This window comes from Bradyrhizobium sp. ISRA430 (genome assembly GCF_029909975.1).
Lineage (GTDB): Bacteria > Pseudomonadota > Alphaproteobacteria > Rhizobiales > Xanthobacteraceae > Bradyrhizobium.
Genome location: NZ_CP094516.1, coordinates 3,831,122 through 3,855,914 on the forward strand (window position 1 = coordinate 3,831,122; position 24,793 = coordinate 3,855,914).

Below are 24,793 nucleotides of genomic sequence, written 5' to 3' on the forward strand. Positions count from 1 at the left end.
GGCCCTTTGGTCTCAAGCTTAGGAGCCGAAACCATATGGAGACTACCATTGCCGCCGCCCCCTCAGGCAAGCGGGGCCGCAAGAGCAGCGTCATCCTGACCGACCGCATGTGCGAGAAGCGGGTGACCGAACGCACCAAAATCTACGACCGTAAATGCCCCGGCCTCTACGTCAGCATCACCGCCGCCGGGGTCGCCACTTTCTCGTTCAAATTCACCGACCGGCAGACCGGCAAGCAACGCACCGGCTGGCTGGGCGCCTACAGCCCCGAGACCTTCACGGTCGAGGACGCCCGCAGCAAGGTCTACGGTCTCAAGGGCATGGGCGGCAATGCGCTCGCCGAGACCTTCCGCGACCAGAAGGCGAAGGCCGCGCAGAACGGCAAGACCGTCTCCGAGATCATCGAGGAGCGGATCAACTGGATGAAGACGCCCGTCCGCAAGCCGGACGGCGAGATGCGGCCCCGGCTGGAGGCGTGGGAGAACACCGCCAGCCATCTGCGGCGGTTCCTTGGTGCCCGGCTCGGCAAGAAACTCGCGCGAGAGGTCACCAAGAATGACATCGCGACGCTCTCGAACGACATCGTCACGGGCAAGTTCGGCAAGCCCTCCGTCAGCAATGCGCGGCATATGCGGAAGGCGGCCAGTGCCCTGTTCAATTGGGCGGCCGAGGCGGGCCGCGATTACGTCAGCGCGTCGCCTTGCATCAATCTGCCGAAGCTCGATGCGGAACATGCCCGCACCCGCGTCCTTTCCGAGGACGAGATCAAGATATTCTGGCACGGCCTCGACGATGAGAATTTGATGCGGTCATGGGATCGCAGAACGCGGCTGGCGCTGAAGTTCGAGCTTGTGACCATGCTGCGGTCGAGCGAGTTGCTTGGCGCGCATCGCGACGAACTGTTCGACCTCGATGGCGAAAACCCGCGCTTCGACGTGCCGCTCAAACGGGTCAAGAAGCGGCGCGTGATCCAGCAGCCGCTGTCCGATCTCGCGGTCGAGATCATCAAGGAAGCCTTGCGAGGATCGAATAAGCAGTTCGTCTTCGCCTCCCCGCTCGGCGACCAGCCGCTGCATCGGAAGGCCATGGCGGACGCCCTGCGCGGCGACAAGCGCAAGGGCAACGTGAGGACGCCCGGCATCTGCGCGCTGCTCGGCCTCAAGCCGTTCACGCCGCACGATCTGCGCCGGACGGCGGCGACCTTGGCCGGTGATCTCGGCTTCGACGATGCGTGGATCGCGAAATGCCTCGACCATGCAGCGAGCACGAAGGCTGAGATCGTCGTGCCGACCGTCACCGGCAAGGTCTATAACCACTCCAAACGCATGAAGGAAAAGCGCGCGGTGCTCGACGGGGTGGCCGCAGAGCTGCGGCGGATCATTGGGAGGCAGCAAGACGGGCTGCGGCTCGCGGCCTGATCAACTGCATCAGATGTACACATTGGACCCGGTCAGCTCATCGCTGGCCGGGTTTGCATTTTTACCATGTGGTGCGCGTTAACTCTCGGGCCAAGTCTTATCCGACAGGTAGCTCTCGTGGGCCTCGTCTACCGACCTAATCCGCGCCAAGGGCGTGCAACTGTGGGCGAAGCTGATCAAACGCAGCCGCAAAGCCGCGACTGAGAGGCTTGGTCATCGTAGGCACACATGATAGCTAACCGTAACTTCATGGGGGGAACATCGTGGGAATCTCAACTGATGCGCACTGCTTTGCCTGCGGATATAACACATTCCTGATGCTCGGAGGGGGCATGGCAAACCACACCACCTACACAGCGTGGCCCGTAAGCTGCAAGGTGTGCGCTGGAGTTACGACCGCCAACTTCAAGCAGTCGCCGCTAATCTGCCAGATATGCAAGAGCAGCGACGTCACTCCACCCACCGACCCTGGGTGGTGGAACGGTGACGGCAATGTCATTGAGAGTTGGCCTATGAGTAGACGTATGGGGGGGAGACGCCCTGACGTTGACCAACGGCCACTATCGCTGTCCCAAGTGCGGCGAATTTGAACTTCGTTTCGGTACAAATGCCGGTGGACATGCATTGGTAATGTCGGACTGACATTATCCTGCTTCTCACCGCACGCTGAGCAAAGATAGGTCAAATGTTCGAGAAAACGTGTACCCGCTGTGGTGATGCAAAGCCCGCAACGCGAGAGTTTTTCGGGTCAACCCCATCGGGCGGCCTGCGCGGATACTGTCGTAGCTGTATGAACAAGGCTTCCACCGAATATGAAGCCAAAAACAAGGACGCACGACGCGAGCGTGACGCAAAGCGAGCAAGAGCGGTTGGTGGAATCCGCCGCAGCTTCGACGCGAAGACTAAGCAAGATTTATTCGCGAAACAGAATGGTCATTGCGCGTGCTGCTTCAAGCTGATCGAAAGTCCTGCAAGTGGAGAAGTAGACCATGTCGTCCCGCTTGAGAGAGGCGGCCGTGATGAAGGAGATAATCTCCTTCTTGCACATGCTCAATGCAATAAAGAAAAGCACAACAAGACCCTTCACGAACATTGGGAGTGGAGGGTTAGGGTCGGACTCGACACGGAAAACTTGGGGCGCAAACACGGCCTCATACGCTGAGCAACTGCTGCCATTACACTCAGCGAATGCTGCGGAGCAGACAATGTGCAGGCTCGTGCCGTGGGTTCCTCACTCTGGGTGTCCAGCTAGTGAGGGATAATTCGGATGGGGTCGCCTTCGGCCATGGATGAATTGCTACCATTCAGGCAGGACGAGACAACGGCGGCGACGTTGTGCGCAATGCGACTCCAATCGCATGAAGGAGAAGCGCGCGGCGCTAGATGGCATCGCAGCCGAGTTGCGGCGCATCATCGGCAAGCATCAACTATTCGTCAGCGACTTTGTACCAATCGCCCTTGTCATCCTTCATATCACGATGCTTTGTGAGCTTATCCCAATCGAAGCACACACGAATATCACCTTGCGCATTGAATGAGCAAAGTTCACGAGAAACTATAGCTTCCTTCATGTCTTTGACGACCTTTAAGGACATGTCCGTACCTTTATTGTCTCGATACGCTATTCCGGTGTTGCAGACTTTCAGCTCCGGTTGACAGGTCCGAAAGTACCTTGGCCGTCCGTTGTTTTGGCTCGCCGACATGGCGGTGACCGCATCAACTAATTCGTTCCAAGTTGGCGGCTTTGATGCCTTGGCGTTGGGAGTGATGTTCGTTGGATCGCCCGGTGGCAATTGCTGGATATTCTTCGCTTGGGGTGGCGCAGCAATTTGCGACGGCTTTCCGACCATTGTTGTGCCCATCGACTGGAGTTCTGATGGACTAAGCCAAACCATTTCGCTTGGCGGAGTAACTACCATTCGCCCGATGATAGCGGCGGGGACGCCGAGTTCTTTGGCGACCCGTGCCATCGAGACGGTAGCGGCTCCCGATTGAATTGTTTCGGCACCTGTCTGGTCGGATGCGCCGTGAACACCAACCTGCGCAGTGTAATTTGCGAACTTCGTTTCTCCCGCTGCAAATATCAGGAAACACGCTGAGGCACACGTTGCGCCTTGAGCAACGTTGGTCGCCATCTTGGCAAATTTCACTGTCTCCGAAAGCTTTACGCCTTCAAGCAAGTTCCCGCCGATAGAGTTTAGTCGAATTCCTGATACGAATTTTCCAGCATCGTTAGCTGCCTTGATGGCGGCTTTCAAAGCGTCGGCATCTCCCTCTACGATTTCGCCGGAGATCGAAATAAGAATGTGCCCTTCTTTGGTCGCTATCGACTTCAATGTCGCTGCGGTGGAAGTATCGCTAAAGGATGCCGCGACCGACACCGCGGCAAAAAAACAGGCCCATTTAATAAAATTCATTGTCCCGCCCCCGTCGGACTTGGTCTGTTTTGAGGAAACCTGCGGCTGATATCAAGAAGTGTTTGGCGCTATTGGCATTTACCATCGTCGAATTGCGGCAATGGTTTCATTTCGCTACTATTTTGTGGGGAGTTTTCAGGTCACGCGGTGCCGTTTTCTCGCCGGGCTGGTAAGCAGCGCACGGTGCGACAAAACGGCCGGTTAGATCGGCCGGTGCTGCATGGGTGCAGGTGTGCTTGACCCGATCCTGCAATCAGACCGGAGACCAAGAAGCGCCTCAGGGCAATTCAGAGAGACTGACGGCGCTTGACGATGGAGACGATACGATCGCGCAGGCGCTCAAGCAGGCCGCCTGCGTACCAACCGCAGATTGAAGCCGCCAAAAATAACAGGCTGATCTCAAAGTATCGCAAAAACTCATCGGTAGACAAAACCACCCCCAACCCCCGTCAGGACTTCTGGACATAAGTCAGAAACGGCGGACTGCATTCTCTTGCACTCGGCCGTGACATCGGCGCCAACCGAGCCGCATCGCGCTCGCCATCCCAGCAGCGCGACAGTCGTTCGTGTGATGTCGTTGCTAGTACCCTTCCCGGGAAGAACGCTCGGTTGGTACCGAATACGAGCCAGAGTAGTTGGCCGCAAGTCGGTACCTGTTTGTACACACACAACTAAGGTCTAATGAAATTGCGGCTGCCCCCATTGATCTCGCGCGCTGGTTGCGCTTTTATCCCGGTGGGCTGGGAGGAAGTAATGCGTGCATGGAGGGTCGTGGCGCTGTGCGTCACGTTGGGCGGCTGCGTAACAAATGCCGAGACGGTACAATTTCGGCCATCCAATCCACAACAACAGGCGATGATGCGAGATGGGCAAGCAGCCCTAGTTTCTCGTCAGAAAAGTTCGCTCATCTTGGTCCGTCCTGCCTCGCGGCAAGTGCGCGCGAACGGTCGGCCCGTCTTCGTCGTCGCCATCAACAACCTGAGCAAAGGCCCCGTTGATTTTCGCGTTGCACAAGTCGAGGCGACGCAACACGTCGCCGGTTCCGACCACGGCATGCAGGTCGTCACATATGAGATGCTCGTCCAAGAGGAAAAGAACCGGCAGGTAGCAGCGGCTGTATTCACCGGGCTCGCCGCTGCAGGGAACGCTTATAGCGCATCTCAAGCCGGTTATGGCCATTACACGACGCCGAGCGGCCGCACAGGAACGTTCTACAGCCCTACCGCTGCCGCAATCGCTCAAGGCAATGCGACCGCCCAGAATGAAGCGATGATCGCTGCCACGGTGGAGGCGGGCCAGCGCAACATGACCGTCCTTGAGCAGTCGGTCATCAAGGACAACACACTCATGCCGGGCGAGTGGTACGGCGGGCAATTGCATCTGGCGCCACCCGTTTCCAGCGAAGGCGGAGGGCCGAAAAACTACACCATCGTCATAACCATTGGCACCGACCGGCACGTGATCGACATCGCACAGGGAGCCGCAGGGGCGTGAGCAAATGCGGAGCGGACTGCGCGCCTTAGCGATTGGACTTGCATATCTCGCGACGAGCGGAAGCTCCTTCGCTCTCGACGGCCCCAGCTTCGATTGCAGCAAGGCGAAAGGCAGTGCGGAGCTCTCAATCTGCTCCGATACTGATCTGAGCCGGCTGGACCGACGACTCGCCCGCCTGTTCCAAATGGCGCTTTCGAAACAACCTCAGCCGCGCTCGTTGAGTGCCGATGAGGCTCGCTGGGTGGCCGACCGCAACAGGTGCGGCGAACAGCCATCGGCGCAGGTGAAACCCTGCCTTGTACGCAGCTACGACGAGAGGCTGAACTATCTTGCGGGCCTGGCTCGAGTTGATCGCAACGCCTTCGTCTCGATAGAGGATGGCCTCGAATTAGCATCGCCAAGCGCTTCGGCGGCTCTCCCGCCATCGCAGCAAAATGACGACCAGCCTGACCAGCCGAAGGACGCTGGCGTCCCGCCAGACAAGCCGAAAGGCACCGTGACCGCCAGCACTCAAACCGGACGCGAAGACGGCCTCTTCATCAGCGTCATCGATAGCGGCCTGTCGGCCAATCCGCTGTGCGAAGGCGGCCCGAGAGTATGCCAGTCCGGCCGCTTTCTGATGGTGGTCATTCTCAACATGTCGAACCGCACTTACGACAAGGCGGCACTTACGTGCTCAATCTTCCGCAAAGGCGGGAAGGACCTGATCGAGAAGTCGACGAGGGAGATTTCGGGGCCGATATTGCCGAGACGCGTCAACGCTCCTCGACAGCGATCACAAAAGTCGTCCGCTTTGATTGACCGTGCCCTTGCCGACGCTGTCGCGCTTGTCGAGTTCTCCGCCCGTATTCCAGCGGACGCTGGAGCTGACTGCGACCTGAGGCCGATCGGTGACGGGCACGTCGTCGCTGAGCCAGCCGCAATCGAACTGCGCAGAGCCGACCTAGTCAAGTCGGGCTATTCGGCCGAGATCAGGATGGAATTCGTCTCGCGATACTTTACGGTCACCCCCACTCAGTTCGTTCGCGTAGTTTGTGACGTGCGCGATGACCGAAAGCAGACGATCGGAACATTCTCGCGGGACTACCACGCAAATAGTCCCAGACGTCCGTTCATGCTCTACCTGGGACAATACTGGCGTCCAGTCATGCAGATTGAGATCGACGAAAGGGCTGATCACGCCTCGTGCCGCTTCGCCACCCAGGACGATCCCTTGCCGACCGTGCGGCCCGACGACATCGATCTCACCCTGTCGGCAACCCACTCGGTGCGGACGACTAACCTCTCTGCCTATTTCGTGGACAAGGTGAAATTTACCTGCAAAGGGCAAAACACAACGACCTACTACACCAATCACCCGGCGCTCGGAATTGCGCCAGGCGAGACGATGCACGAGCAGTACCTGAAAAACTACGCCGAGCAATGCTTTGCAACTTCAGTTGAGGCAAAACCAGCGCCCGACATGAGCGCGTGGTGGTGGCGCTGACAGGAGTCGTGGCGACGCGCTGTTGCTAGAGGTTTCACAGATGGAGGACCGAATGAACGCTAGGTCGCAAATCTGGGTACCATTCATTTCCATGGCGAGAGCGCTGGCCTATTCGTTCTGCGTTGCGTTCCTATTCCTGGTTGACTTGCGATTTTGTCCGGCCCCCGCCGAGGTGTTCTTCGACAATTGGACAATGACGGGAGGGATCTCGGACTTCGACAATCAGGTCAGCTATGGGATATCCGTCGGGCAGTCGAAAGAGCTCTACAACCTCGGTGATTGCACTGAGGCGAACATTGTTCGCAAAACCGAGACGGGCCTTCCGTTCAAATTCCGAAACGGCGCCAGTGGCACCCCCTACGAGTGCCTCATGAAGCTCAGCATCCAATGCACCGCCGGTCGCTACGAGGTGGCGTTTATCGGCGCTCCCATCGCAAGCAGCATTGATATCGGCCTCTCCGTTGACGGCAAACAACCGCTCCATCTGATCGGCCAATCGAAGTTATCGGGTACTTCAGGTGAGTCAACCATCATTGCCGCGCCCCTGTCGGCCGAGCATGTCAAAACTCTTTCGGAAGCGACCCGCTCCGTCACGCTTCTTGCGCAAAACAGGTCTGTAGCCTTCCAGGAAATCCGAGGGACCAAAAGGGCATTCGCAACCCTTGCAAGCGCCTGCAGCGCGGAGTGACGCCCTCAGCCAGACGGCGCTCGTTCGGCACAGGTCGAGTAGGCGTGGTCCGCGTTGGGGTCACAACCCGTAAGGCTCTCATCAAGCATATGATTTTTGCTTCGTACCTAACAGCGGCATCTCCGCATTGAGAAGCACCTCAAAACAATGGCCCCGACGGTGTTGGACGTCGGGGCCCTTCAAGATCATCGGGCCGGTTACATCCGCCGTGCCTACCGATCTAGATATTCATGATTACTGCCCCCAATCTCGTGCAGATGATGACCACCGTGCGGTATCAAGCGGGTCACATTGCGCACGAAACCAGTCAGCGGCTTGCTCACACCGCTTCCACTCGGCGCGTCGCCGATGTTCCGTAGCCAACGCCTTCTGCGCTTCCAAGCCCCGGATGATCTCATCGATCTCAGCACCGCTCAGCGTGCGCTTGATGCGCAAGACCGTGGACAGCACGATCACGACGTCGCCATAGGGCATCAGCAAATCTCGGGCAGCAAGATCGCAGTGCCCGAGAAACGTTTCGATTGCCTCTTCGCTCTTACAGATCAGCAAGGCCAGTTCGCGCGCCTGCCGGAGATCATCAGCAGGCACAGCAGGTTCACCGTCGAGCACCATACGCTCCGCGGCCCGACCAGCAAGGAACTCAATACATTTCGTATAGACATTCTCAAAAACGTCGGCCACAGCGCGACGATCTTCGCCAGCTCGCGGCATCTGCTGAGCGAGCGCATCGTGAACGTCGGAAGCGTCGCCACGACCTTCCGCGAACGCCTCGGCATGTCCGACACCCCAGCACAAACCCTCGTAACCGCGGGTCGCGTCCGGGATCAGCGTGACGCCGCCGACATCGTGCCCAAGCAACCGCGCACAGACAGCATGCCCCGCCTCGTGAATGGCGATGCGATGATCCTGCTCGCGCGTGCGACCAAGCCCAATCAGGAGTTCGTCATATTCGTCGATTTCCTCGTCGAGGCCGCTGCCGTTACCGTTGCTGCGCGGCTCACCGGCAGCGGCCTGCATTCCGGCGAGCGCGGGAAAGGACTTAAACCGCTCTTCAGCCGAAAACTCTTTAGTCATGACCGAAAGACTCCTCATGGCGGGCTTGCATTCGTGCACGGATGGCGGCGACGACTGGATTGCGAGCGCCGGCGTGCCGCGAGATCAGCTCCGCAATGGAGGCGGGCATACGATCTGCGGTGCCGACCCAGCCGTCGATGCGCGTCGTGATCGTATCAGGTGGCATCATAATCTTGTGCTTGCGCATCATCACACCCGCGGAACCGCGATCTGAATGGTGCGCGCGTCGGCGCTGCGATCGATTTTCGTGAAGTTGGCCGAACGGAGAAGTGGATCGACGTGCTGCGAGACAGCCTTAGGCTTCTCCGCAGCATCGAGATCAATCACGTCCGGAGCGTTCGGGGTGAAGTCGCCGCCGCGAGCGCCACGAAGCTGAGCGCGACGGGGGTCAGTGGTCGGGGCGGCAATCCCCTTGCGCAGTGCCCGCTGTGCCGTCGCAACCGGCATCAGCGCATCCTCATACTGGCCGGCAAACCTCTTGCGACCGTCATGGTCGCAATAGCGCGCGGAGCGCAACATGAATACCGTTTGCGTCGGCGGCGCCGGTTCGCTCGGGACGACGGGTGCCGGCGCCGGCTTCGGCGAAGGGATCGCAACGGAGCCTTCGGCGATGGCGGTCACCATGCCGCGCAGTTCCGGAAGCACAAACCCCGCTGCGATCTCAATCTGCGAAGAGGTGTTGGCCACCAAGGCGGCCATCTGCGTCAGCTCGAAATGATGGTGGATTGGCTCCACCATGGAAACAAGGCGGCGAGAACCCTCCAAAAAGGGCTTCAGTGCGCGCTCAACTTCATCAAGCTCACGCGACAGCTTTTCGGCGGCCACAGCCCGTTCGGCTGCAGCGCGCTCGTTCTCGACCTTATGCTCGATCTCGGTGACTTTGGCATTCACAGACGCCAGTGCCTCCTCCAAGCCGACGACCTGCGAAGCCGCGATATTGACCGCGTCTTGCAATGCACGCGCCGCTTTGTTGTCCTCAAGATCACCCTCGACAAGGTGCTGCTGACGGGCCTCAGTAGCCGTCGTCAGCTCAGCCTCGGCCGCCGCGAGCTTCTGCTTCAACGCAGCGGCGCGCTTGCGCATCACCTCCAATTCGCTCTGAAGTTTCGCCATAGGGTTATTTCGTCCGCGAAAAATTGTCTTCATCATGTGAACGATCTTAGCCGCAGTTGCTGATTTGCCGTGCGCGCGGGCGCGCAGCTTGGTTCGGGTTTTGCCCGCCGGCGCGCGTTTCGATCAACTTTCTGAGCCGGGTCTCGGCTTCTCGTCGGCCGTAGAGCCCGGATGCGCGCTCGATATAGTCAAGCAGCCGGCTCGTCACGAAAAGCCAAGATGTGCCGACTTTGATTGCGATAGGCTCGCCCTCGTCTTCGGCTGCGGCGGCCCAGCGGGCAAGCGTTGATGCATCGCGCCCGCCAACCAAAGCGGCATCTTCGCTGCGCAGGAGTTCGAGCCGAGCGAGCTGATCGATGGCGTCGCCACCGCTCGCTATCTGGCTGACCCGCTCAACTAAGGCCGCCAATTCGGCCGCGAGTACTTCCGGGCTGTCAGTCATCGTACTGCTCCGGCCGGAGCTGCTTCAGCGCATCACTCCAGAAGCACGCGAGCAGATAATCGACTTCCTCGACAGTCATCACTTCCACATGACCGTCTTCACACACGCGAAAGCCGGCCGGCTGGTGACCGCCATCAATCATAGCCAAATTCCTCATTATCGGGAGCGCCAGCGGCTTCGGTGTTGGTATCGTCATCGAGCCGGCCCCGAGGCGGATCGAGGGGGAGGATCGGACGGCTCAGCTCATCCAATGCCTCGTAAACCTCATCGCGAACGATCTCCTCGACCTCGCCGCGCGAGCGCATCTCGCAAGACACTGCGACTTTTCCGGGGATCGACAGGCAGCGCTCCCGGAAAGCCATGAACACGATTTCCAAGCTCTTCTTGACGAGCGCGACCGGGACGTTCTCACGGCGTGCGCTGGCGTTCTTCAGAGCGACCGCGTCCGCCTGCTCACGGGCAAGGCGCGCGCGTTCGGCGGCAAGCCGGGCCTCGTCGCCATTGCCGCGACGGCCGTCCGGCTTGGTTTCGTGAGCGATCAACGCCGTCACGACGCTCGCCAGCCGATAGAGAGGGCGCGAGGCCGTGCCGCCGTCGGGCGGAACCTTCCGCAGCGCCCGGGCGATCGTTGCCCGGTCGCGTTCAATCATCTCCGCGCACTTGTTGATCGTATATTCGTGCATCATTTCACCTCAAAAACAGATGTGGGCCTTGGATAATTCTGGGGCTGAGCATCCCGAAGGCTCGGGCGGACCCCGCCCCCTCGGGGTGAGGGGAAGAACCTAAGGTTGTGTTTCCGCATTCCGTCTCTTCATTTTGCGTGAACGTCTTTGCCGCTGAGGGGGAAAGATGGGAAAATGGGGGATGATTTCATCGCCTTCTGCGCGCCAAGCACTATGACGCACACAGGGGGGTGCTGAATGCTCTGAGCCCTCGCGCGCGACGAATGAAACATTCCCCCATTTTCCCATCTTTCCCCCACGTCACGACCGCTCGCGCTGTCGTTTGGCCGAGTTGAAGTCGATGCCTTCCTTCTGCGGGTCATTAACCGGCTGCTGCGGCTCCGCAGCCTTCTGCGCTCCCTCGACCCACCACTGAGCGCCATTCTTCGGATCGGGCAGGTTCATGAATTTCTTGCCGCCGGCAGGACGTCCCTTGAACCGTTGCAGCCATTTGCCGAGCAATCGGGCATCGGGCAGCGCGGGCTTACCAAGGTAACGCTGCCCGACGACCTTGAGCGCAGCGTTCAGGCGCGGATAGGTCGGCACCAACTCGCCGTCCTCGCTCTCACGTGACATCGCGCCACAACGCACCAAAACGTCGGCCAGCTTAGCGCGGCTGTCGGCACCCACCCCCATGACCTCGCTCCACGCCTCCAGCATCTCACCGAGTTCGACGAGTTCGGGATCTTCTTGGCGGGCAAGCTCCATCGACCGCACCGGGTCTTCCTTGCCAAGCCAGATCAAGGCCGAACGCACAGTGTCGCTCCAGCCCTCGAACGACGCCAGTTTCGGCGCCTTGTCGGGCCGGCCCGCAAGGAAGTAAGCGCGGCAGATGGTCAGCGCAGCCGCTATGTACTTCCCACGATCCGCAAGCACGCGCTCGATCGGGTCGAAGTCGAACTGGCGCAGTTCCGGCCGCTCCATGCCCGCGTCGAGGTTGATCGTGATCACGCGCCGGCAAACATCACCAACCAGCGTGAAGTTGTTTCCGGTTGCATAAAGCGATGTCCCGCGCGCTTCGATCCGCATGTTCTTGGACTGGCCGAGCACGCGAATGTCCACCACGGGACGTTCGATGATCTGGCACAGTGCGTCGCCGCCAAGCTCGCCGCTGATATTGTCAATCGAGATCAACGGCTGGCCCGTCATCAGGGCTGCGCCGAGACGCTTCTCCATCTCGATCTCGTCTTTGCCCGTCGAGATGACGGGCATCGGGTGGCCGATGATGATGGCCGCAACGATATCCCACAGAAAGCTCTTGCCCGATCCGGCCGTTGGCGCCCGGCTGGCGTGGAGTGGCGTCACCGGGAACGCGCCACGAGCCACTGCCGTGATGAGGGCTGACAAGGCGCCGGCGCGCGCAACGTCATCAACGAAGGGAAAGCCGACCAGCAGTTCTTCGAGGAGCTTCAAGGCGGCTTCGGCATCAGACTTCGTCGGCACGTCGGGCACCGCGGGCATCGGTGGCGGCTCGACCAGCAACAGCCCCGTCTGGGGATCGAAACCCTGTTCTGTCACCAACGAACCGTCAGGCCGCATCGTCGGCGCAGAAGTCACCCCGCAAACGGCGGGGAACAGGCGCCACTCCCCGGTGCGCGCCAGCATCGTCGCAGCGATGCCGCGCGGCGGGTCGATCGTCACGTGCTTCTTGCCAGCAAGAATTTCCCACCGTGCGTGACGGCACAGCAGATCGCGCAAGTAGTCCGGCACGATCGGGATGAGCTGGCAAATTTTGGTTTTCCGACCCCGCGTCGCGTCAACTTCCTCGACCACGGGGCGGACCAACTGCCGACTGCGCTGGAAAATTTGAGCACCGGCCGCGCTCAAAACCTCTTCGCCCCGGCTGGCCAAGTTGGAAAGCTCGCCACCCCGGACCTCAATAGTAGGGAGCGATGCCCCTTGCGTTGCCTCCTCGTTGGTCTTGGCCGCACTATCATCTGACGCGCGCTCGCTCGCGCGTGCATCATCATCGCTCGGTCCGCTATAGCGGAGCCATTCAGCAACCTTGGAGGCAACCTTCTCGCCGAAGGTCTCCTTGAGCTTAGGATAGCCGCGGGTCTTGTCCCCCTTCTTATAAGCGAGCGCCGCATCGTGGGCGGCCTTGATCCGATCGCGCCATTCTTCGTCCCGCGCGCCGCGGGCGATCCATTCGGCGCACAGCTTGACCTCGCTTGGCTTGAAGCCGCAGCGCGCCAAAAAGCCGCCAATGGTGAGGGCCGCATCGTGGCGGCCGCCGCTTTCGCCCGGCTCGGGCTTCCGGGGCCAGTAGCGTGCAAGCAGGCAAAGCGCGCCAAGCTGTCCAGCTCGACGCAGCAATTCATCAGGATCGACCTGTGTTGGCTCACCCTCCGTTTCCCACTTGATCGGCTCACCGCACTGGTGAACGGAACCGGGAAACACGGTTTGCGCGCCCTTATCCCCGCCCCCAATGCGCAGCTCCAGCAACATGCCCTTGCTCTCAGGGTCCTTGAACGGCAACGAACCCCGCTCAGACGTCGATGCGAGCGACGTGTTGTACAAGTAGTGGCTGTGGCGCTTCGAGGCGCGACCGAAGATCGCGTGTGTCTTCGGCAGCACAGCCGACGCGATCTCGATTGCCTCCGCGCAGTCGAGGTCAACGTCGGTCAACCCGCCCGACTTCGGTCCGAGCTGCACACCAATGTTCTGCGGCGCATCGCCAAAAAACTGATGCGCATTTTCTTGTGTGATGGTGCGGCGTTGCCAGCCTTCGTCCTTCGGCGCTTTCTTCCGATACGGAAGAGGCAGCACATTCCAGCCGCGCTTGATGTAGCCGAGCGCAATGGCAAGCGGCGATGCTTGCGCGCGGGCATCGGCGTTGGTAAATTGACCGTGCATTGAATGAGTTCCTGAACGTAAGAAAGCCCGGCGACGCGCGAACGTCCCGGGCTTTTGCATGCTTTAGGCGTTGATCAGGCCGACCGGCTCGTCGTTCGAGCCAATGCGGGCCGGACGGCGAGCGATGGCAGCGGCGACGTGATGATCGATCTCGTCGGCAAGCCAGCCAACGCGACCGGGGCTGATTTGCACGCGGCGGGGAAACTTGCCCGCGGCTTCGAGGCGGTCGATCTGCCGGCGGCTAAGACGGACGCCGCGAGGCTTCAATTCAGGGAAAATGAGAATTTCCGACACAAGGCGCTCCATTTGACTTCGGATGGCGCGACAGTGCCGGACAAATCGGGGGGCGAGTAATGCACGTTTGGCCCCGACTTGAGCGCGAAAAAATCAGGAAGTCCGCTTGCCCCAAGGCTTTCTGAGCTCTGTTAGCTCTTCGGCAGAAAGGTTCATCTTGGCTTCTTTCTTGCGCAAACGAGACACGGTCAGAACCTTGGTCCCGAACTGCCCGTCGATATCATTTGCCAGCGCGATCAGGCCGGCTTCTGCGAAACCGCCCTTTGGATCGAGGGTCGAGGTATCATTTAGCTCGCGATATGTCAGACCCTTTTTGCCCGCAAGCGCGCGGTAAGCGTCGCGCACCCGCAGCACGAAGATGTCGGTCAGCTTGTCGGCTTCACGCTTGCTTGAGAACCCGCCTTTGGCAAGGGCGGCCTCGATGCGTGGGATGCTGTCTTGAGCTTTCGGGATGACGGCGCTCAGACCGCCGACGTTGACCAGCTTCATATTCCGCGTGTCGAGCGTTGCGCGGTGTCCATGAGTACGGCGAGGTGTCGGAGGCTTGATCATAGACCGAGCCGCGCCGGAGACGCCCAACCATGCTGTCTGCCACTCTTTCGCCGAGCCACCCCGCGCTGCTTTCAATAGCCGCTGCAGATCGTCCTTCAGCCCCCGCGTTGCCGGGACAGGCTCTGCCCGCCTCCTGATGTCTCCTTTGAGCTTGAAGCCGCGCTTGTCGGGGCGTCCGCGCAAGAATTGATAGGCCGTATTGATTTTGCGCGCATGCTCGACGATGAGCCGGGCATCGGCCGACGGATTGATCGCCCTCAACCGATTGACAAGATAATCCAGCTCGGGCGGGACAGGCTCGCCCATTATTACGTTCTCGACCCAAGCAGCGGCAGATTGGCCCTTCATTGCGAGCTACCCAATACACGTTAACCGGCGACGCGGAACGCCATAATCGGACACCGCGATCGAGTTTCACAAGCAGAAACTTGAAAATTTTGCACGCCGGGCGGCGGCGCACCTTGGGGAGAAGCAACGCTCTGGCCGAGCCGCGGCGCGTCGCTTTCGTGCTCAAGACGGGACCAAACGTGCATTACCCAACCCATGGTCCGTCAGGTTAGGAGCCGTTGTTGTTTTAAGGTGTTTCGGCGAGTTGCCCCGCATTCCAGTCAGCGGCGGCAGGCGCTGGCTAGGGGTTCGCGATGATCACGGCAAAGGGAGTAGGAGCGGAAACGGACGACGGCACGGCAGCGGCCAGCGCCGACGGCAGCGCGGATAAATCCCGTCCTCGCCGTATGCTCAACGAGAAGCAAGTCTTGGAGATCGTCCCGGTGTCGAGGACCACGCTTTTTCGGCTGGAAAAGGCGGGCAAATTTCCGCGAGCGACATACATTTCGCCGAACCGCCGCGTCTGGTTTGAGGACGAGATCATCGCTTGGCAGCATGCCGTCGATGAATTCAATCCCCATCGCGCTCGGGGCAAAGGACGCCGCGCGCATACGATCGCTGCGGTTGGGGGCAAACCGGACGCACGCTGACGAACGCGAGACAGTGCGACTGCGCATCGCCGACATGCAGGGCGACGCCATCAAGATCGTGCCGCGCGGCGGGCTTGCGGCGAAGAAGGCGATCCGAACGATGCGGGCTGGGTGGCAATCCGTCAGCCGCATGTTTTTCTCGCCGCGCTAGACAAAGTCGGTCCATTGTCGCTGTGGCGGTGCGGCGGTGACCGGATACGGCGACGGCTTAACGCGGGCCCGGCCGCCAGCGCTGGCGCAGTGACCGCGCCCGCCCAATCACCTAGCGCACGTTTCTTTTCGGAGCCCAGCGCTTCGCGATTTTCTCCATCTCCGCATAGACGTTCTGACTGTTCTTGAGCTTTTGAACGTATTTGATCAGAGGGAGCGCGTTGTTGTGCGCGAGCACCAGCTCTCCCGACCAGAAGTCGTAACACACGCCTTCATCGAAGACGCCGTTGAGAATCCCGACAGCGCATAACTCATGGAGATTCAAATAGTTTCGGATCGCCCAGTAATCCGGCGTATTCGCGAAACTATCCGACACTTCGCCTTTTTCGGTCTCAATCATTTTCAGCTTGTCGATCGCATCGAGGTACTTCTCATGCAGTTGCAGTAGAGCGGTATCCATTTCAGTCTTAAGGAAGAAATCAGTCGCAGCGCGCTTGCGCGCAACTTCGCGCTGGCTCCGGATCGACACGATCGCCGCGATGAATGCGCAGAGCGCAATCAGCACTGTCGCCCATTGCGGAACAGTGCCCCAGTCGGGAGCGCTCCTGACCCACTGCCAAGCCTGAGGAAACCAATTCAACTCACTATGTTCCATTGTAGCTTGCCGCTCTTTACTTACATCCACGTCGCGGCGTAATGTTTGAACAGCGACTTGCAACCGTTGCTGTACGGCTCAATCGACTTAGCCGGTCTCTTCTCGCCAAGCATCTTCGCTATGCGCTGTTCTATCATGCTGACTTCAGGCCCGGAGCGATCAAACGAATTCGCGATGACGGCCGGTCTGGGCGCTACTGCAATATCGGAAACCGTCATCAGGTCCATGTTCTGCTTGTGATAGTGGAAGCCCAAAAAGACGATCCTCTCAGCCGCGTTGATGGTTCCTCGTATGTGCTGAAGAATAACTTGGTCTTCAATTTGCTCATTGAACGTCTTGATCTCTTCGGCCAGAGCTTCAATCTCCCGATAATCTGAACCGCCGAACGCGACCTTTGTCCTTCCCTTCTGTTCCCAATTTAGGGAGCCGACCTGACCGTATGGTCGAAAAATTTCGAGCGAAGCCATTATCTCGGCAGCCTCTCGTTCGTCGAGCCGGTAGAGTCCCATGATGGTGTGATAAAGATAATGTTCGAGGCATCGGTCGTAGTTGAACGTGATGAAGGTCAGGCTCGAGAAAATCTTCCGGATGTCGTCGGCCCTACCAACCCCATCCTGCATGATGTAAAATAGTTCGGGAAACCAAGAACTGGCGACCTTGCTGTTGTTCCTCCAGTTGCCATTATCTCGGAACAGGTCGCAGTCCTTTTCCGCTTCCAAAATACTTTGCACGATGGCCAGCTTCCCGGCGATCTTTACCGCTTCATTCTCCTTATGGGTGTTGAGGTACGCATCGATCGATCGCGTTTCAAAAATCCCTTCGCGGATCGCGCAAGCCTCGGCACGCCAAGCGTTATAATCCAGCCCACGAGCCTTCGTTATTCGCTTCAAGGCGTTAGAGACGGCATAGTCGCCTGTTTGTAGCTCGGCGCCAAAGTCCTTATGCCGGATGTACGTCTTGTCCGCGATGGTGTGGCTGAGCTGGGTACCAACCGGCATGTTTATCTCGACACCCGCTCCTGCCCCGATAATGAAGACCGTCTTCTTGTCGAACATCGCTCCCCCAATCTCCTGCGATTCGCTTATGCCGCAAATTGTAACAGCTCGCACCTTGCGGACGCGCTGATCGCCGTCGCACCTTCGGGTTACGGGCGTTTTCCACAGCGTGCGGCTTCTATCCTGGCACCGATCCCGGCGGTCTGTTCACTTTTGCACAGAACCGTTGCGGCGCGTTCGCCTCAGCCCGCCTCGTCCGAGCACGTCGCCGGTCGCTTGCCGGGCTGTCGCAAGCAGGTGCGATAGCGCCACGGCTCTGCGAAGCTACCCTGCCAGATACCGCGCTTGTGTCGTTGGGCTTCCTGCTGTGCCTCGGCATAAGCCCGCTGGCTGTATTGCGGCCAATCCAGCGCGAGCCCCTGACGTACCATCCAGTCGGCCAGATCGACGCTGCCGACCGAACACACTGAGACACTGCGGCGATACCGATCGCGGTCGACCTCAACGCAATTGACGATGAGGCCACTGATGAAATCGTGAAGCGAATTCGCCGCCTTTGCGCCGCAGCGATAGTGCGCAGCATCCGCATCGCGACAAAGCTGGTTGCTCTCGGGCGCGTCGATGCCCCACAGCCGAAAGCGCGTTCCGTGGATTTCGATCGTGTCACCGTCGATAACGCCGGCACGGCCAGTCTCATCGACCGCCACCGCCGAGGTCGCCGGTAGCGACAGGATCGCGGCCGCAAGCCATTTCAGCAGGGGCTTGTACAGGGGGCGACTCCGCATTAATGAATTCCACCACATAGCTAGTTCCCCCGGTCTATCACGGGCTCTACTTTTCAAGCGATGCCGCCTATGCAATGCCGTAGCGAAGCGCGGGAGCGCTAGGCACAAGCGGCGCGATGCGAATTGATCCATTGAGGGGCAGGCTAATGAATTCCAAATTGGCGCTAGGCGTCGTGGCGTTGCTATGGGTTGGGATCACGTTTGCAGAGGCAACAGCGCAGCCAGAACGCTCACCGGGGGCCACCGAGAAGACCGCCCGGGTCGCGCTTGTTCGCGAGTTCATTCGGGAGATGGAAGTCCTCTACGCCCTGCAGGAAAATGCAAAGAAGGAATTTGCTGAGGACAGTTCGACGACTGGAAAACTAACTACGACCATCAGGGTCGGAGCCAGAACTCTTTTCGAAATGAAAGATGCCGTGAGTCGCCTCGATATGATCGGTCTCGATGCTCGCTGGGGTGAGTTCAGGGACATGCTCAAGGTGTTCCACAGCGATCGAATTGCACTTGTGCAAGAGGTGACCCAAACGTCCAAGGCGATGCTGAGCGGTCCAGCACCCGGTGTGAACTACGGCGCAATGATCGCTCGCGCACCAGAACTCACAGCTCAGGTCGAACAAATCGACAAGAGCATGTTTAAGATGTCGCAGGCCTTGTTCTTTGCGCTCATAGATGAGGGACGAGTGGGAGCCGACGGTAATCTCCATCATCTTGTGTTGAGCAAGAAGGATCGGGCAGACATGATCCGTACAATCGACACTGGCTTCGGCCAGTCGCTAGATGATGCCAAAAACTCCACCAGCTTCGTGAACGCAGCTTGGTCCATAAAGTACGGATTGACGAGGCCGAATTACAAAGCTGCGGATGAACCGTAGCTAGTCGCTAGTGCAAGCAGGCCCTCAGGCCAGCGCATCGAGTGCACACTCCCGTACTTTGGGAAGGCGCCAAAACCATACCAGAAGGATCGATTGCTTGATTTGATTTGATTACGCGCATGTTCTTCTGAACCGTAAGCAAACCAATTGGCGTGCCGTCGGTATTCAGTTCAACAAATGCGACCGCCCCCATGCGGTCGGCGACAACAAAGGCTCGGTCGCCGATGCCGGGCGAGAGGCCGATCCGGGCGTACTGACCGTCGTTTTGATTGGTGTCGGGTGCGGTAGTGATGAAAATGTCTTCGTTGGCGCCTTCGATTTTACATCTCAGCACATCGGCAAGCGAAGGGGTCGACGCGAGCGAGGCGAAGAAAAAGACCGCACCAGCCATCAGCGCGGCGACAACCATTTTCATCGAGGCCCCCAACCTTTGAAGCGAAAAGCATATACGGACCTGACAATGCGTCACAAGGACGGGTACCGGCTGATACACAGGTTGAGGTCGGCTGGCAGCACACCGGCCACCTCACCGAGCGCGCTCCTTGTGAAACTAGGGCCTATTGGGGCCCGCCGGTTTTGCCGAAGGTTGTTGCCGGCGGAGTCAACACAGCGCAAGCCATTGAAAAAACACGGCATTTCGCCATTCTCACGCAGCCTAAAATAGCGCTTGCAGCAAGGACCACACGGTTTTGCCGTACGCACGGCTCGCTTGCTCGCCACAAGTCACCGGCAGTGTGCACACGCGCCGGAGAGTGTTGGCGAGACGAACCTTGCAGCGCCGCTCGTCTGCACGCGGCCTCGGGCTCACAGGGACTACCCGCCCTGCCCGAACCTCTCGTGCCGACGCTGCCGCGTCCACCGCAACCCGGTCCGCGAAACGTGACGACGTACGATCGCCCCTCTTGGTGGACCAAGATGGGCAAACACATACGACAAATCCGAAGTTCGGTAAAGTAGAATATTTTTGTAGGGAGGGATTGACCGGACGGTGGAACGGTGCGTGTTTTGCCCGACGGGCAAATCCTTTGACTCCACGGGGTCCGACGTCGCAAGCTGGAGTGCATGTAAATCACAGCCGGTGGCAGCTTTTCTTTGTGAGGGTGGAGGTCATCTGATGAACGAAAACGACATCCGCGGTTTGATCGCGGAGGTGAAGAAAGGCACGCTATCGCGACGCTCGTTCATCCAGAAAGTGGCTGCGGTCGGAATCGCAGCGCCAGTCGCGAGCCAGCTCCTGGTCTGGAACGACGTGGCGATGGCGGACGCCACGCTGCAATACAAGCCGACCAAGGCCGGCGGCGGCGGCCCGCTCAAGATCCTGCTCTGGCAGGCCCCCACCCTGCTCAATCCGCATTTCGCGCTCGGCACCAAGGATCAGATCGCCTCGCGGATCTTCTTCGAGCCGCTCGCCGGCTGGGACAAGGAAGGTAACCTCATTCCCTGCCTCGCCGCTGAGGTCCCGACCAAGAAGAATGGTGGCCTCTCGGCGGACGGCATGGGCGTGACCTGGAAGCTGAAGCAGGGCGTGAGGTGGCATGACGGCAAGCCCTTCACCGCCGACGACGTCGTCTTCACCTGGACATACGCCGCAGACCTGGCAACCGCGGCCTACACCACGGGATCCTACAAGGATATCAAGGTCGAGAAGATCGACGACCACACCGTCAAGGTGAACTTCAGGGCCCCGACGCCGTTCTGGGCCGACCCTTTCGTCGGCTCGGTCGGCCAGATCCTGCCAAAGCATCATTTCGGCGACTATGTCGGCGCGAACTCGCGCGAAGCGCCCGGCAATCTGAAGCCGGTCGGCACCGGCCCGTACAGGTTCGTCGAGTTCAAGCCGGGCGACATGATCCGGGCCGAACGCAACCCCGACTATCACGTCAGGAACCAGCCGCATTTCGACACGCTCGAAGTCAAGGGCGGCGGCGACGCCGTCTCCGCGGCGCGCGCCGTGCTGCAGACCGGCGAATACGACTATGCCTGGAACCTGCAGGTGGAGGAGGAGGTCCTCAAGCGCATGGAGACCGGCGGGAAGGGCAAGGTCGATGTCACGCCCTCCGGCAACGTCGAGTTCATCATCCTCAACACGACGGACCCTTGGACCGAGGTCGACGGCGAGCGTTCGAGCATCAAGACCAAGCACCCGACGCTCTCCGATCCGGCCGTTCGCCAGGCGATCAACCTCCTGATCGATCGCGAGGCGATCCAGAAATTCATCTACGGCCGCGGCGGCATCGCGACGGCGAGCTTCGTCAACCAGCCCAGGCAATTCAAGTCGAGCAAGCTGACATACGCGTTCGACATCGACAAAGCGAACAAGATCCTCGACGAGGCCGGCTGGAAGAAAGGCGCGGACGGCATCCGCGAGAAGGACGGCAAGAAGCTCAAATACGTCTTTCAGACCTCGATCAACGCCCCGCGCCAGAAGACGCAGGCCATCATCAAGCAGGCTTGCCAGCGCGCCGGTATCGAGATCGAGCTCAAGTCGGTCACCGCGTCGGTGTTCTTCTCGTCGGATGTTGCCAACCCCGACACTTACTCGAAACTCTATTGCGACATGGAGATGTACAATACGACGCAGCCGCAGCCCGATCCGGAACGGTTTTTGAACCAGTGCGTCTCCTGGGAAATCGCCACGAAGGACAATAAATGGCTAGGCCGAAACGTCTCGCGCTATTCCGATCCCGAGGCTGACAAGGCCTACAAGGCTGCGCAGAACGAGCTCGATCCGGTCAAGCGTGCCGCATTGCTGATCAAGGTCGGCGAGATATTCTGCGAGGCCCATGTGTTCCTGCCGCTCCTCTCGCGCCACATCGTCGGCGCCGGCGTCAATAACCTCATGGCCGACATTTCGGGATGGGACGTCACGACGTGGAATCTGGCGAGCTGGTATCGGAGCTGACGGCGGAAGAGCTGACAACCAAGCATCGCGGTCAGTGCAATTCGCGCTGGCGGGCTCCGCCATCTTCAGGCGTGTGGAAAGGCCCAACTGCCAAGAGCGACCGTTAAGGTCAGCCCGGCCTCGTTGGACCCATCATCCTTACTTGCGCGGGGCAGGATCGTGAGCGGCTCTTGGTCAATCTGGCATTCTTGAACTTCGACTCAAAGACACAAGCTCTGGCATTCCAGGAATGACGATTTAGGCGAGGTTGCCGCGAAGACCGCAATTTGCCACGTCACAATCCGTGCGTTGATCTATGTCAAACAACCGCGTCGTTGATCAAAGGTCATCGCTGGCGCGCTCTTTTGCGGCATTTGCCGGAGTAAGTGTCGGCCACAATTGTGTCGCAAACACCACATTGATCAGGGGTAGTGGTGGCGCTAGAGTGCTACGTCCTAAGAATGGGCTTGATCCACGCCGTTCTATGAAAAGCTGACGAATTCATTTTGACGAACTGATTGTGTGTAACCGTTACGTGTAGCAGCGCACTTTTTCGCCTCGGGGGAGGCCGAAATGCCCTGGAGTAGAGTTCTTTCCTTTTCAGATCCGTTGGATTGCCAGGCGGCGATCCTAGCTGCCGATGTCGAGATACTACCAACCACGAAAGATGATTTTGAAGTCGAGATCACGCAGATCGGCGCCAACCGGCTCTGGGTGCAAGGTCTTCACGCATCCGCGCCAACAGTCTGCACTGTCGCCTGCAAACCCGAGCGGCGGTCGATCGGTTTTCTGACCGAATCTAATTCGTCGCCGCTCCAGCACTGCGGGTTGGACGTCTCGCCCGGCGACATCATCGTCAACAGGTCCGACGTCGTCCATCGGCGATCAGGCCACGATTTCAACTACGGCTCGCTCTCTCTACCAACCGACGAGCTGAATCAAGCAATCGAAGCGATCATAGGCCGAGAGCTCGTAGAACAATCAGATCCGCGCATTGTTCATCCACATCCTCAATTGATGTCACGGCTTTTGAAGCGGCATTGGGCGATCAGACAGCTCGCCCATCACACTCCAGATGTACTCCAAATCCCGGAGGTGCTTCGCGCACTGGAGAATGAACTCATCCACGTCATGGTCCGATGTCTCGCCGACGGCATCGCCCTAGAACCCACAACGGGTGACCGCCACCACGATGCGATCGTCGCGCGTTTCGAAGAGTTCTTGGCGGCAAATCCCGACCGGCCGCTTTATCTCACCGAAATCTGCGGCGCGATAGGCGTCGCGGAGCGAACACTTCGCGCCTCCTGCGAAGAGCATCTGGGCATGGGGCCGATCCGTTTTCTCACCCTGCGCCGGATGCACCTCGCGCGTTACGCGTTGCTGCGGGCAGATCCGTTGAAGTCGACCGTCACGCGCATTGTCGCCGATCATGGATTTTGGGAGCTTGGCCGCTTTTCGGTCGCCTATCGCGCGCTGTTCGGTGAATCGCCATCCGAGACGTTGCGGCGCCCGGCGGAGAGGATTGCCGTCCACCTTAATCGGCCATCGTCGCTTGCGGTCACCGAACCTGGATTCGCCTGAGTTCATGGGGCGCAAGCAAGCCCCCGTATGGGAGCTTCCGTAGCTTCCCGATGCCTACCGCGCTCTCTTTTGACGAGTCGCCGTCTGAGACATTGCGCAGCCCACCCGTCCGGCTGCAACGCAGCCCCGTCGTCTCTCGCCCCTGCCGCCGGCTACCGGTAAGCGCGTCTTGTCGTCACCCCCCTGGCCTACTTGAACCTTGCGCAGGAACCAGTGGGCGACGACCAGCTTCAATCGCCAGTCCCGTGGATAGCGCGCCATCAACTTAGGAACGCCGTGACTTTCCTGGCGTTACTCGAGCAGATTGCAAACCGGAATAGGTTGCTCCGGCTGGCTGCTGACACGGGAGATTCTCGACGCCTGTGATAAAGGCGCGACACCGGCCGCGAAACTTTCCGCGCCTTGGAAAAAGCTCCGGATAAGTCGGTCCGCTCTGTTGCCCGGCTACAGAGTCGCTCGTCCACTGCGGCGGGATGCGGAGATTCGTCAACATGCATGGACGTGCCCATCGTCTGGTGTTCGTTTCTTTCCTTCTGTTTGCGACCACCCAGCATGCTCGTGCCGCCTGCATCGATCCCGCACAGCTCGCGCACTCGACCGTCAGCATCATGCGCCATTTCGACGACGCCGAGCGCGAAGCGCGTCCGGATCTCATCGGCGTGCGAGGCACCGGTTGGTTCCTGTCTCCAACGACGATCGTCACCGCCGAGCACGTGGCCGCGGGAATGAAGCTCGCGAAGGAGGAGTGGAAGCCGCTTGAGATCGCGGACGGAGATGGCAGCCAGTCCATTGCTGCTCGGATTCAGCGCCTGGCGGGAGTCCAGGCGGAAAAGCTCGCAGTCATCGAGCTCGAACATGCCGCTTCCGCCGCGCGGAGCGTCGCCATCCGGAGGAAGCCGCTCGTGCCGGACGAGCAGGTCATGACGCTGGCGTATCCGGCCGGCAGCCTACATCCCGTGGGAGGACGGTTCGTTCGTTTCGGGGATGACGGGAAGCTCGCCGGCATGGCACTCCTGGAATTCTATGAAGGCGAGAACCGCTTGGTCATCGACCATGGCGCTTCGGGGGCACCAGTGATCGATTGCGACGGCCGGGTCGCGGCAGTCATCAGCAACGTGCTCACGCAGACTATCGTATGGGCGTCCCGTCAAATACGGATCTCGACGGCGTGGGGAATGCCCAACGTCGTCTCCGTGCCGGTCCAAGCGCTGGATGAATTTGCCCAAGCCAACTAAGACCAAAGTGCAGAACCAACCTTGTTCGCTCGTCTTGGGCGGGACGTAGCGACGAGCGACACCCGTCGTCCGCACGCGCAAGCTACGCAATGCTGTTGATCGCGTG

25 protein-coding genes are annotated in these 24,793 nt (G+C 59.6%); 11 read left to right on the plus strand and 14 right to left on the minus strand.

Annotation, left to right across the window (positions count from 1 at the left end):
- Positions 1-35: 35 nt before the first annotated feature.
- Positions 36-1,418, plus strand: a complete 1,383-nt coding sequence (locus tag MTX21_RS18260) for a site-specific integrase (RefSeq protein ID WP_280966162.1) — start codon at positions 36-38, stop codon at positions 1,416-1,418.
- Positions 1,419-2,208: 790 nt separating this feature from the next.
- Positions 2,209-2,580, plus strand: coding sequence for an HNH endonuclease signature motif containing protein (locus MTX21_RS18265; protein ID WP_280966163.1), 372 nt, complete (start codon positions 2,209-2,211; stop codon positions 2,578-2,580).
- 265 nt (positions 2,581-2,845) lie between these two features.
- Here MTX21_RS18265 and MTX21_RS18270 read toward each other — a convergent pair whose 3' ends face one another.
- Entirely contained in the window at positions 2,846-3,835 is a 990-nt protein-coding gene (locus MTX21_RS18270) for a hypothetical protein (protein ID WP_280966164.1), read from the minus strand.
- 753 nt (positions 3,836-4,588) lie between these two features.
- Between MTX21_RS18270 and MTX21_RS18275 the strand changes: the two genes are divergently transcribed.
- Genes MTX21_RS18275 through MTX21_RS18285 form a run of 3 tightly spaced genes read left to right on the plus strand, consistent with a single transcriptional unit; the run spans position 4,589 to position 7,503 of the window.
- Entirely contained in the window at positions 4,589-5,329 is a 741-nt protein-coding gene (locus MTX21_RS18275) for a hypothetical protein (RefSeq protein ID WP_280971391.1), read from the plus strand.
- Positions 5,330-5,333: 4 nt separating this feature from the next.
- The gene (locus MTX21_RS18280) at positions 5,334-6,815 is read left to right on the plus strand and encodes a hypothetical protein (RefSeq protein ID WP_280966166.1); all 1,482 of its coding nucleotides are present in this window, start codon (positions 5,334-5,336) and stop codon (positions 6,813-6,815) included.
- A 52-nt stretch (positions 6,816-6,867) separates the two neighbouring features.
- Positions 6,868-7,503, plus strand: coding sequence for a hypothetical protein (locus MTX21_RS18285; protein ID WP_280966167.1), 636 nt, complete (start codon positions 6,868-6,870; stop codon positions 7,501-7,503).
- A gap of 234 nt (positions 7,504-7,737) precedes the next feature.
- Here the strand turns inward: MTX21_RS18285 and MTX21_RS18290 are convergent, their stop codons facing one another.
- The 9 genes from MTX21_RS18290 to MTX21_RS18330 form a co-directional block, all read right to left on the minus strand.
- A complete protein-coding gene (locus MTX21_RS18290; protein WP_280966168.1) occupies positions 7,738-8,577 on the minus strand; it encodes a hypothetical protein in 840 nt (279 codons plus the stop codon).
- Complete coding sequence (locus MTX21_RS18295) at positions 8,570-8,767, minus strand: hypothetical protein (protein WP_280971392.1); 198 nt, start codon at positions 8,765-8,767, stop codon at positions 8,570-8,572. Before MTX21_RS18295 ends, MTX21_RS18290 begins: the two co-directional genes overlap by 8 nt.
- Positions 8,767-9,726 carry a hypothetical protein gene (locus MTX21_RS18300; protein ID WP_280966170.1) on the minus strand — a complete coding sequence of 320 codons (960 nt, stop codon included), beginning with the start codon at positions 9,724-9,726 and terminating at the stop codon, positions 8,767-8,769. Before MTX21_RS18300 ends, MTX21_RS18295 begins: the two co-directional genes overlap by 1 nt.
- 10 nt (positions 9,727-9,736) lie before the next feature.
- Entirely contained in the window at positions 9,737-10,132 is a 396-nt protein-coding gene (locus tag MTX21_RS18305) for a hypothetical protein (RefSeq protein WP_280966171.1), read from the minus strand.
- The gene (locus MTX21_RS18310) at positions 10,125-10,274 is read right to left on the minus strand and encodes a hypothetical protein (RefSeq protein ID WP_280966172.1); all 150 of its coding nucleotides are present in this window, start codon (positions 10,272-10,274) and stop codon (positions 10,125-10,127) included. Before MTX21_RS18310 ends, MTX21_RS18305 begins: the two co-directional genes overlap by 8 nt.
- The gene (locus MTX21_RS18315) at positions 10,267-10,818 is read right to left on the minus strand and encodes a hypothetical protein (protein WP_280966173.1); all 552 of its coding nucleotides are present in this window, start codon (positions 10,816-10,818) and stop codon (positions 10,267-10,269) included. Before MTX21_RS18315 ends, MTX21_RS18310 begins: the two co-directional genes overlap by 8 nt.
- Before the next feature lie 297 nt (positions 10,819-11,115).
- Positions 11,116-13,710 (minus strand): bifunctional DNA primase/polymerase, encoded by a 2,595-nt coding sequence (locus tag MTX21_RS18320; RefSeq protein WP_280966174.1) that lies wholly within the window; start codon positions 13,708-13,710, stop codon positions 11,116-11,118.
- Between the two features lie 63 nt (positions 13,711-13,773).
- Positions 13,774-14,016: an AlpA family phage regulatory protein gene (locus MTX21_RS18325; protein ID WP_280966175.1), complete on the minus strand. Its 243-nt coding sequence runs from the start codon at positions 14,014-14,016 to the stop codon at positions 13,774-13,776.
- An 81-nt stretch (positions 14,017-14,097) separates the two neighbouring features.
- On the minus strand, positions 14,098-14,862 hold the full coding sequence (locus MTX21_RS18330; RefSeq protein ID WP_280966176.1) for a hypothetical protein: 765 nt from the start codon (positions 14,860-14,862) through the stop codon (positions 14,098-14,100).
- A gap of 335 nt (positions 14,863-15,197) precedes the next feature.
- Here MTX21_RS18330 and MTX21_RS18335 point away from each other — a divergent pair, with 335 nt between their 5' ends.
- Together MTX21_RS18335 and MTX21_RS18340 are read left to right on the plus strand one after the other, a co-directional pair.
- Positions 15,198-15,533, plus strand: a complete 336-nt coding sequence (locus tag MTX21_RS18335) for an AlpA family phage regulatory protein (RefSeq protein ID WP_280966177.1) — start codon at positions 15,198-15,200, stop codon at positions 15,531-15,533.
- Positions 15,534-15,546: 13 nt separating this feature from the next.
- The gene (locus MTX21_RS18340) at positions 15,547-15,684 is read left to right on the plus strand and encodes a hypothetical protein (protein ID WP_280966178.1); all 138 of its coding nucleotides are present in this window, start codon (positions 15,547-15,549) and stop codon (positions 15,682-15,684) included.
- 111 nt (positions 15,685-15,795) lie between these two features.
- On the opposite strand, the gene MTX21_RS18345 is transcribed toward MTX21_RS18340, so the two are convergent.
- The 3 genes from MTX21_RS18345 to MTX21_RS18355 form a co-directional block, all read right to left on the minus strand.
- Entirely contained in the window at positions 15,796-16,338 is a 543-nt protein-coding gene (locus MTX21_RS18345; RefSeq protein ID WP_280966179.1) for a DUF4760 domain-containing protein, read from the minus strand.
- A gap of 20 nt (positions 16,339-16,358) precedes the next feature.
- Positions 16,359-17,393, minus strand: coding sequence for a hypothetical protein (locus tag MTX21_RS18350; RefSeq protein WP_280966180.1), 1,035 nt, complete (start codon positions 17,391-17,393; stop codon positions 16,359-16,361).
- A gap of 182 nt (positions 17,394-17,575) precedes the next feature.
- Positions 17,576-18,118 carry a thermonuclease family protein gene (locus MTX21_RS18355; RefSeq protein WP_280966181.1) on the minus strand — a complete coding sequence of 181 codons (543 nt, stop codon included), beginning with the start codon at positions 18,116-18,118 and terminating at the stop codon, positions 17,576-17,578.
- A 146-nt stretch (positions 18,119-18,264) separates the two neighbouring features.
- On the opposite strand from MTX21_RS18355, the gene MTX21_RS18360 reads away from it, so the two are divergent.
- Positions 18,265-18,990, plus strand: coding sequence for a hypothetical protein (locus MTX21_RS18360; protein WP_280966182.1), 726 nt, complete (start codon positions 18,265-18,267; stop codon positions 18,988-18,990).
- Between the two features lie 7 nt (positions 18,991-18,997).
- Here MTX21_RS18360 and MTX21_RS18365 read toward each other — a convergent pair whose 3' ends face one another.
- On the minus strand, positions 18,998-19,405 hold the full coding sequence (locus MTX21_RS18365) for a hypothetical protein (protein WP_280966183.1): 408 nt from the start codon (positions 19,403-19,405) through the stop codon (positions 18,998-19,000).
- A gap of 699 nt (positions 19,406-20,104) precedes the next feature.
- Here MTX21_RS18365 and MTX21_RS18370 point away from each other — a divergent pair.
- The 3 genes from MTX21_RS18370 (at position 20,105) to MTX21_RS18380 (ending at position 24,687) form a co-directional block, all read left to right on the plus strand.
- Complete coding sequence (locus MTX21_RS18370; RefSeq protein WP_280966184.1) at positions 20,105-21,892, plus strand: peptide ABC transporter substrate-binding protein; 1,788 nt, start codon at positions 20,105-20,107, stop codon at positions 21,890-21,892.
- Positions 21,893-22,444: 552 nt separating this feature from the next.
- Positions 22,445-23,452 (plus strand): AraC family transcriptional regulator, encoded by a 1,008-nt coding sequence (locus tag MTX21_RS18375; protein ID WP_280966185.1) that lies wholly within the window; start codon positions 22,445-22,447, stop codon positions 23,450-23,452.
- 608 nt (positions 23,453-24,060) lie between these two features.
- Positions 24,061-24,687, plus strand: coding sequence for a serine protease (locus MTX21_RS18380; RefSeq protein ID WP_280966186.1), 627 nt, complete (start codon positions 24,061-24,063; stop codon positions 24,685-24,687).
- Positions 24,688-24,793 lie beyond the last annotated feature (106 nt).

Excerpts from the sequence above, each read along its gene's own strand:
- MTX21_RS18330 (WP_280966176.1), bottom strand. The coding sequence starts at position 14,862 with ATGGGCGAGCCTGTCCCGCCCGAGCTGGATTATCTTGTCAATCGGTTG.
- MTX21_RS18305 (WP_280966171.1), bottom strand. The coding sequence starts at position 10,132 with ATGACTGACAGCCCGGAAGTACTCGCGGCCGAATTGGCGGCCTTAGTT.
- MTX21_RS18280 (WP_280966166.1), top strand. The coding sequence starts at position 5,334 with ATGCGGAGCGGACTGCGCGCCTTAGCGATTGGACTTGCATATCTCGCG.
- MTX21_RS18270 (WP_280966164.1), bottom strand. The coding sequence starts at position 3,835 with ATGAATTTTATTAAATGGGCCTGTTTTTTTGCCGCGGTGTCGGTCGCG.
- MTX21_RS18320 (WP_280966174.1), bottom strand. The coding sequence starts at position 13,710 with ATGCACGGTCAATTTACCAACGCCGATGCCCGCGCGCAAGCATCGCCG.
- MTX21_RS18295 (WP_280971392.1), bottom strand. The coding sequence starts at position 8,767 with ATGATGCGCAAGCACAAGATTATGATGCCACCTGATACGATCACGACG.
- MTX21_RS18325 (WP_280966175.1), bottom strand. The coding sequence starts at position 14,016 with ATGGAGCGCCTTGTGTCGGAAATTCTCATTTTCCCTGAATTGAAGCCT.
- MTX21_RS18290 (WP_280966168.1), bottom strand. The coding sequence starts at position 8,577 with ATGACTAAAGAGTTTTCGGCTGAAGAGCGGTTTAAGTCCTTTCCCGCG.
- MTX21_RS18370 (WP_280966184.1), top strand. The coding sequence starts at position 20,105 with ATGAACGAAAACGACATCCGCGGTTTGATCGCGGAGGTGAAGAAAGGC.
- MTX21_RS18275 (WP_280971391.1), top strand. The coding sequence starts at position 4,589 with ATGCGTGCATGGAGGGTCGTGGCGCTGTGCGTCACGTTGGGCGGCTGC.
- MTX21_RS18300 (WP_280966170.1), bottom strand. The coding sequence starts at position 9,726 with ATGATGAAGACAATTTTTCGCGGACGAAATAACCCTATGGCGAAACTT.
- MTX21_RS18350 (WP_280966180.1), bottom strand. The coding sequence starts at position 17,393 with ATGTTCGACAAGAAGACGGTCTTCATTATCGGGGCAGGAGCGGGTGTC.
- MTX21_RS18380 (WP_280966186.1), top strand. The coding sequence starts at position 24,061 with ATGCGCCATTTCGACGACGCCGAGCGCGAAGCGCGTCCGGATCTCATC.
- MTX21_RS18285 (WP_280966167.1), top strand. The coding sequence starts at position 6,868 with ATGAACGCTAGGTCGCAAATCTGGGTACCATTCATTTCCATGGCGAGA.
- MTX21_RS18260 (WP_280966162.1), top strand. The coding sequence starts at position 36 with ATGGAGACTACCATTGCCGCCGCCCCCTCAGGCAAGCGGGGCCGCAAG.
- MTX21_RS18375 (WP_280966185.1), top strand. The coding sequence starts at position 22,445 with ATGCCCTGGAGTAGAGTTCTTTCCTTTTCAGATCCGTTGGATTGCCAG.
- MTX21_RS18310 (WP_280966172.1), bottom strand. The coding sequence starts at position 10,274 with ATGATTGATGGCGGTCACCAGCCGGCCGGCTTTCGCGTGTGTGAAGAC.
- MTX21_RS18315 (WP_280966173.1), bottom strand. The coding sequence starts at position 10,818 with ATGATGCACGAATATACGATCAACAAGTGCGCGGAGATGATTGAACGC.
- MTX21_RS18360 (WP_280966182.1), top strand. The coding sequence starts at position 18,265 with ATGAATTCCAAATTGGCGCTAGGCGTCGTGGCGTTGCTATGGGTTGGG.
- MTX21_RS18365 (WP_280966183.1), bottom strand. The coding sequence starts at position 19,405 with ATGAAAATGGTTGTCGCCGCGCTGATGGCTGGTGCGGTCTTTTTCTTC.
- MTX21_RS18355 (WP_280966181.1), bottom strand. The coding sequence starts at position 18,118 with ATGCGGAGTCGCCCCCTGTACAAGCCCCTGCTGAAATGGCTTGCGGCC.
- MTX21_RS18345 (WP_280966179.1), bottom strand. The coding sequence starts at position 16,338 with ATGGAACATAGTGAGTTGAATTGGTTTCCTCAGGCTTGGCAGTGGGTC.
- MTX21_RS18335 (WP_280966177.1), top strand. The coding sequence starts at position 15,198 with ATGATCACGGCAAAGGGAGTAGGAGCGGAAACGGACGACGGCACGGCA.
- MTX21_RS18265 (WP_280966163.1), top strand. The coding sequence starts at position 2,209 with ATGAACAAGGCTTCCACCGAATATGAAGCCAAAAACAAGGACGCACGA.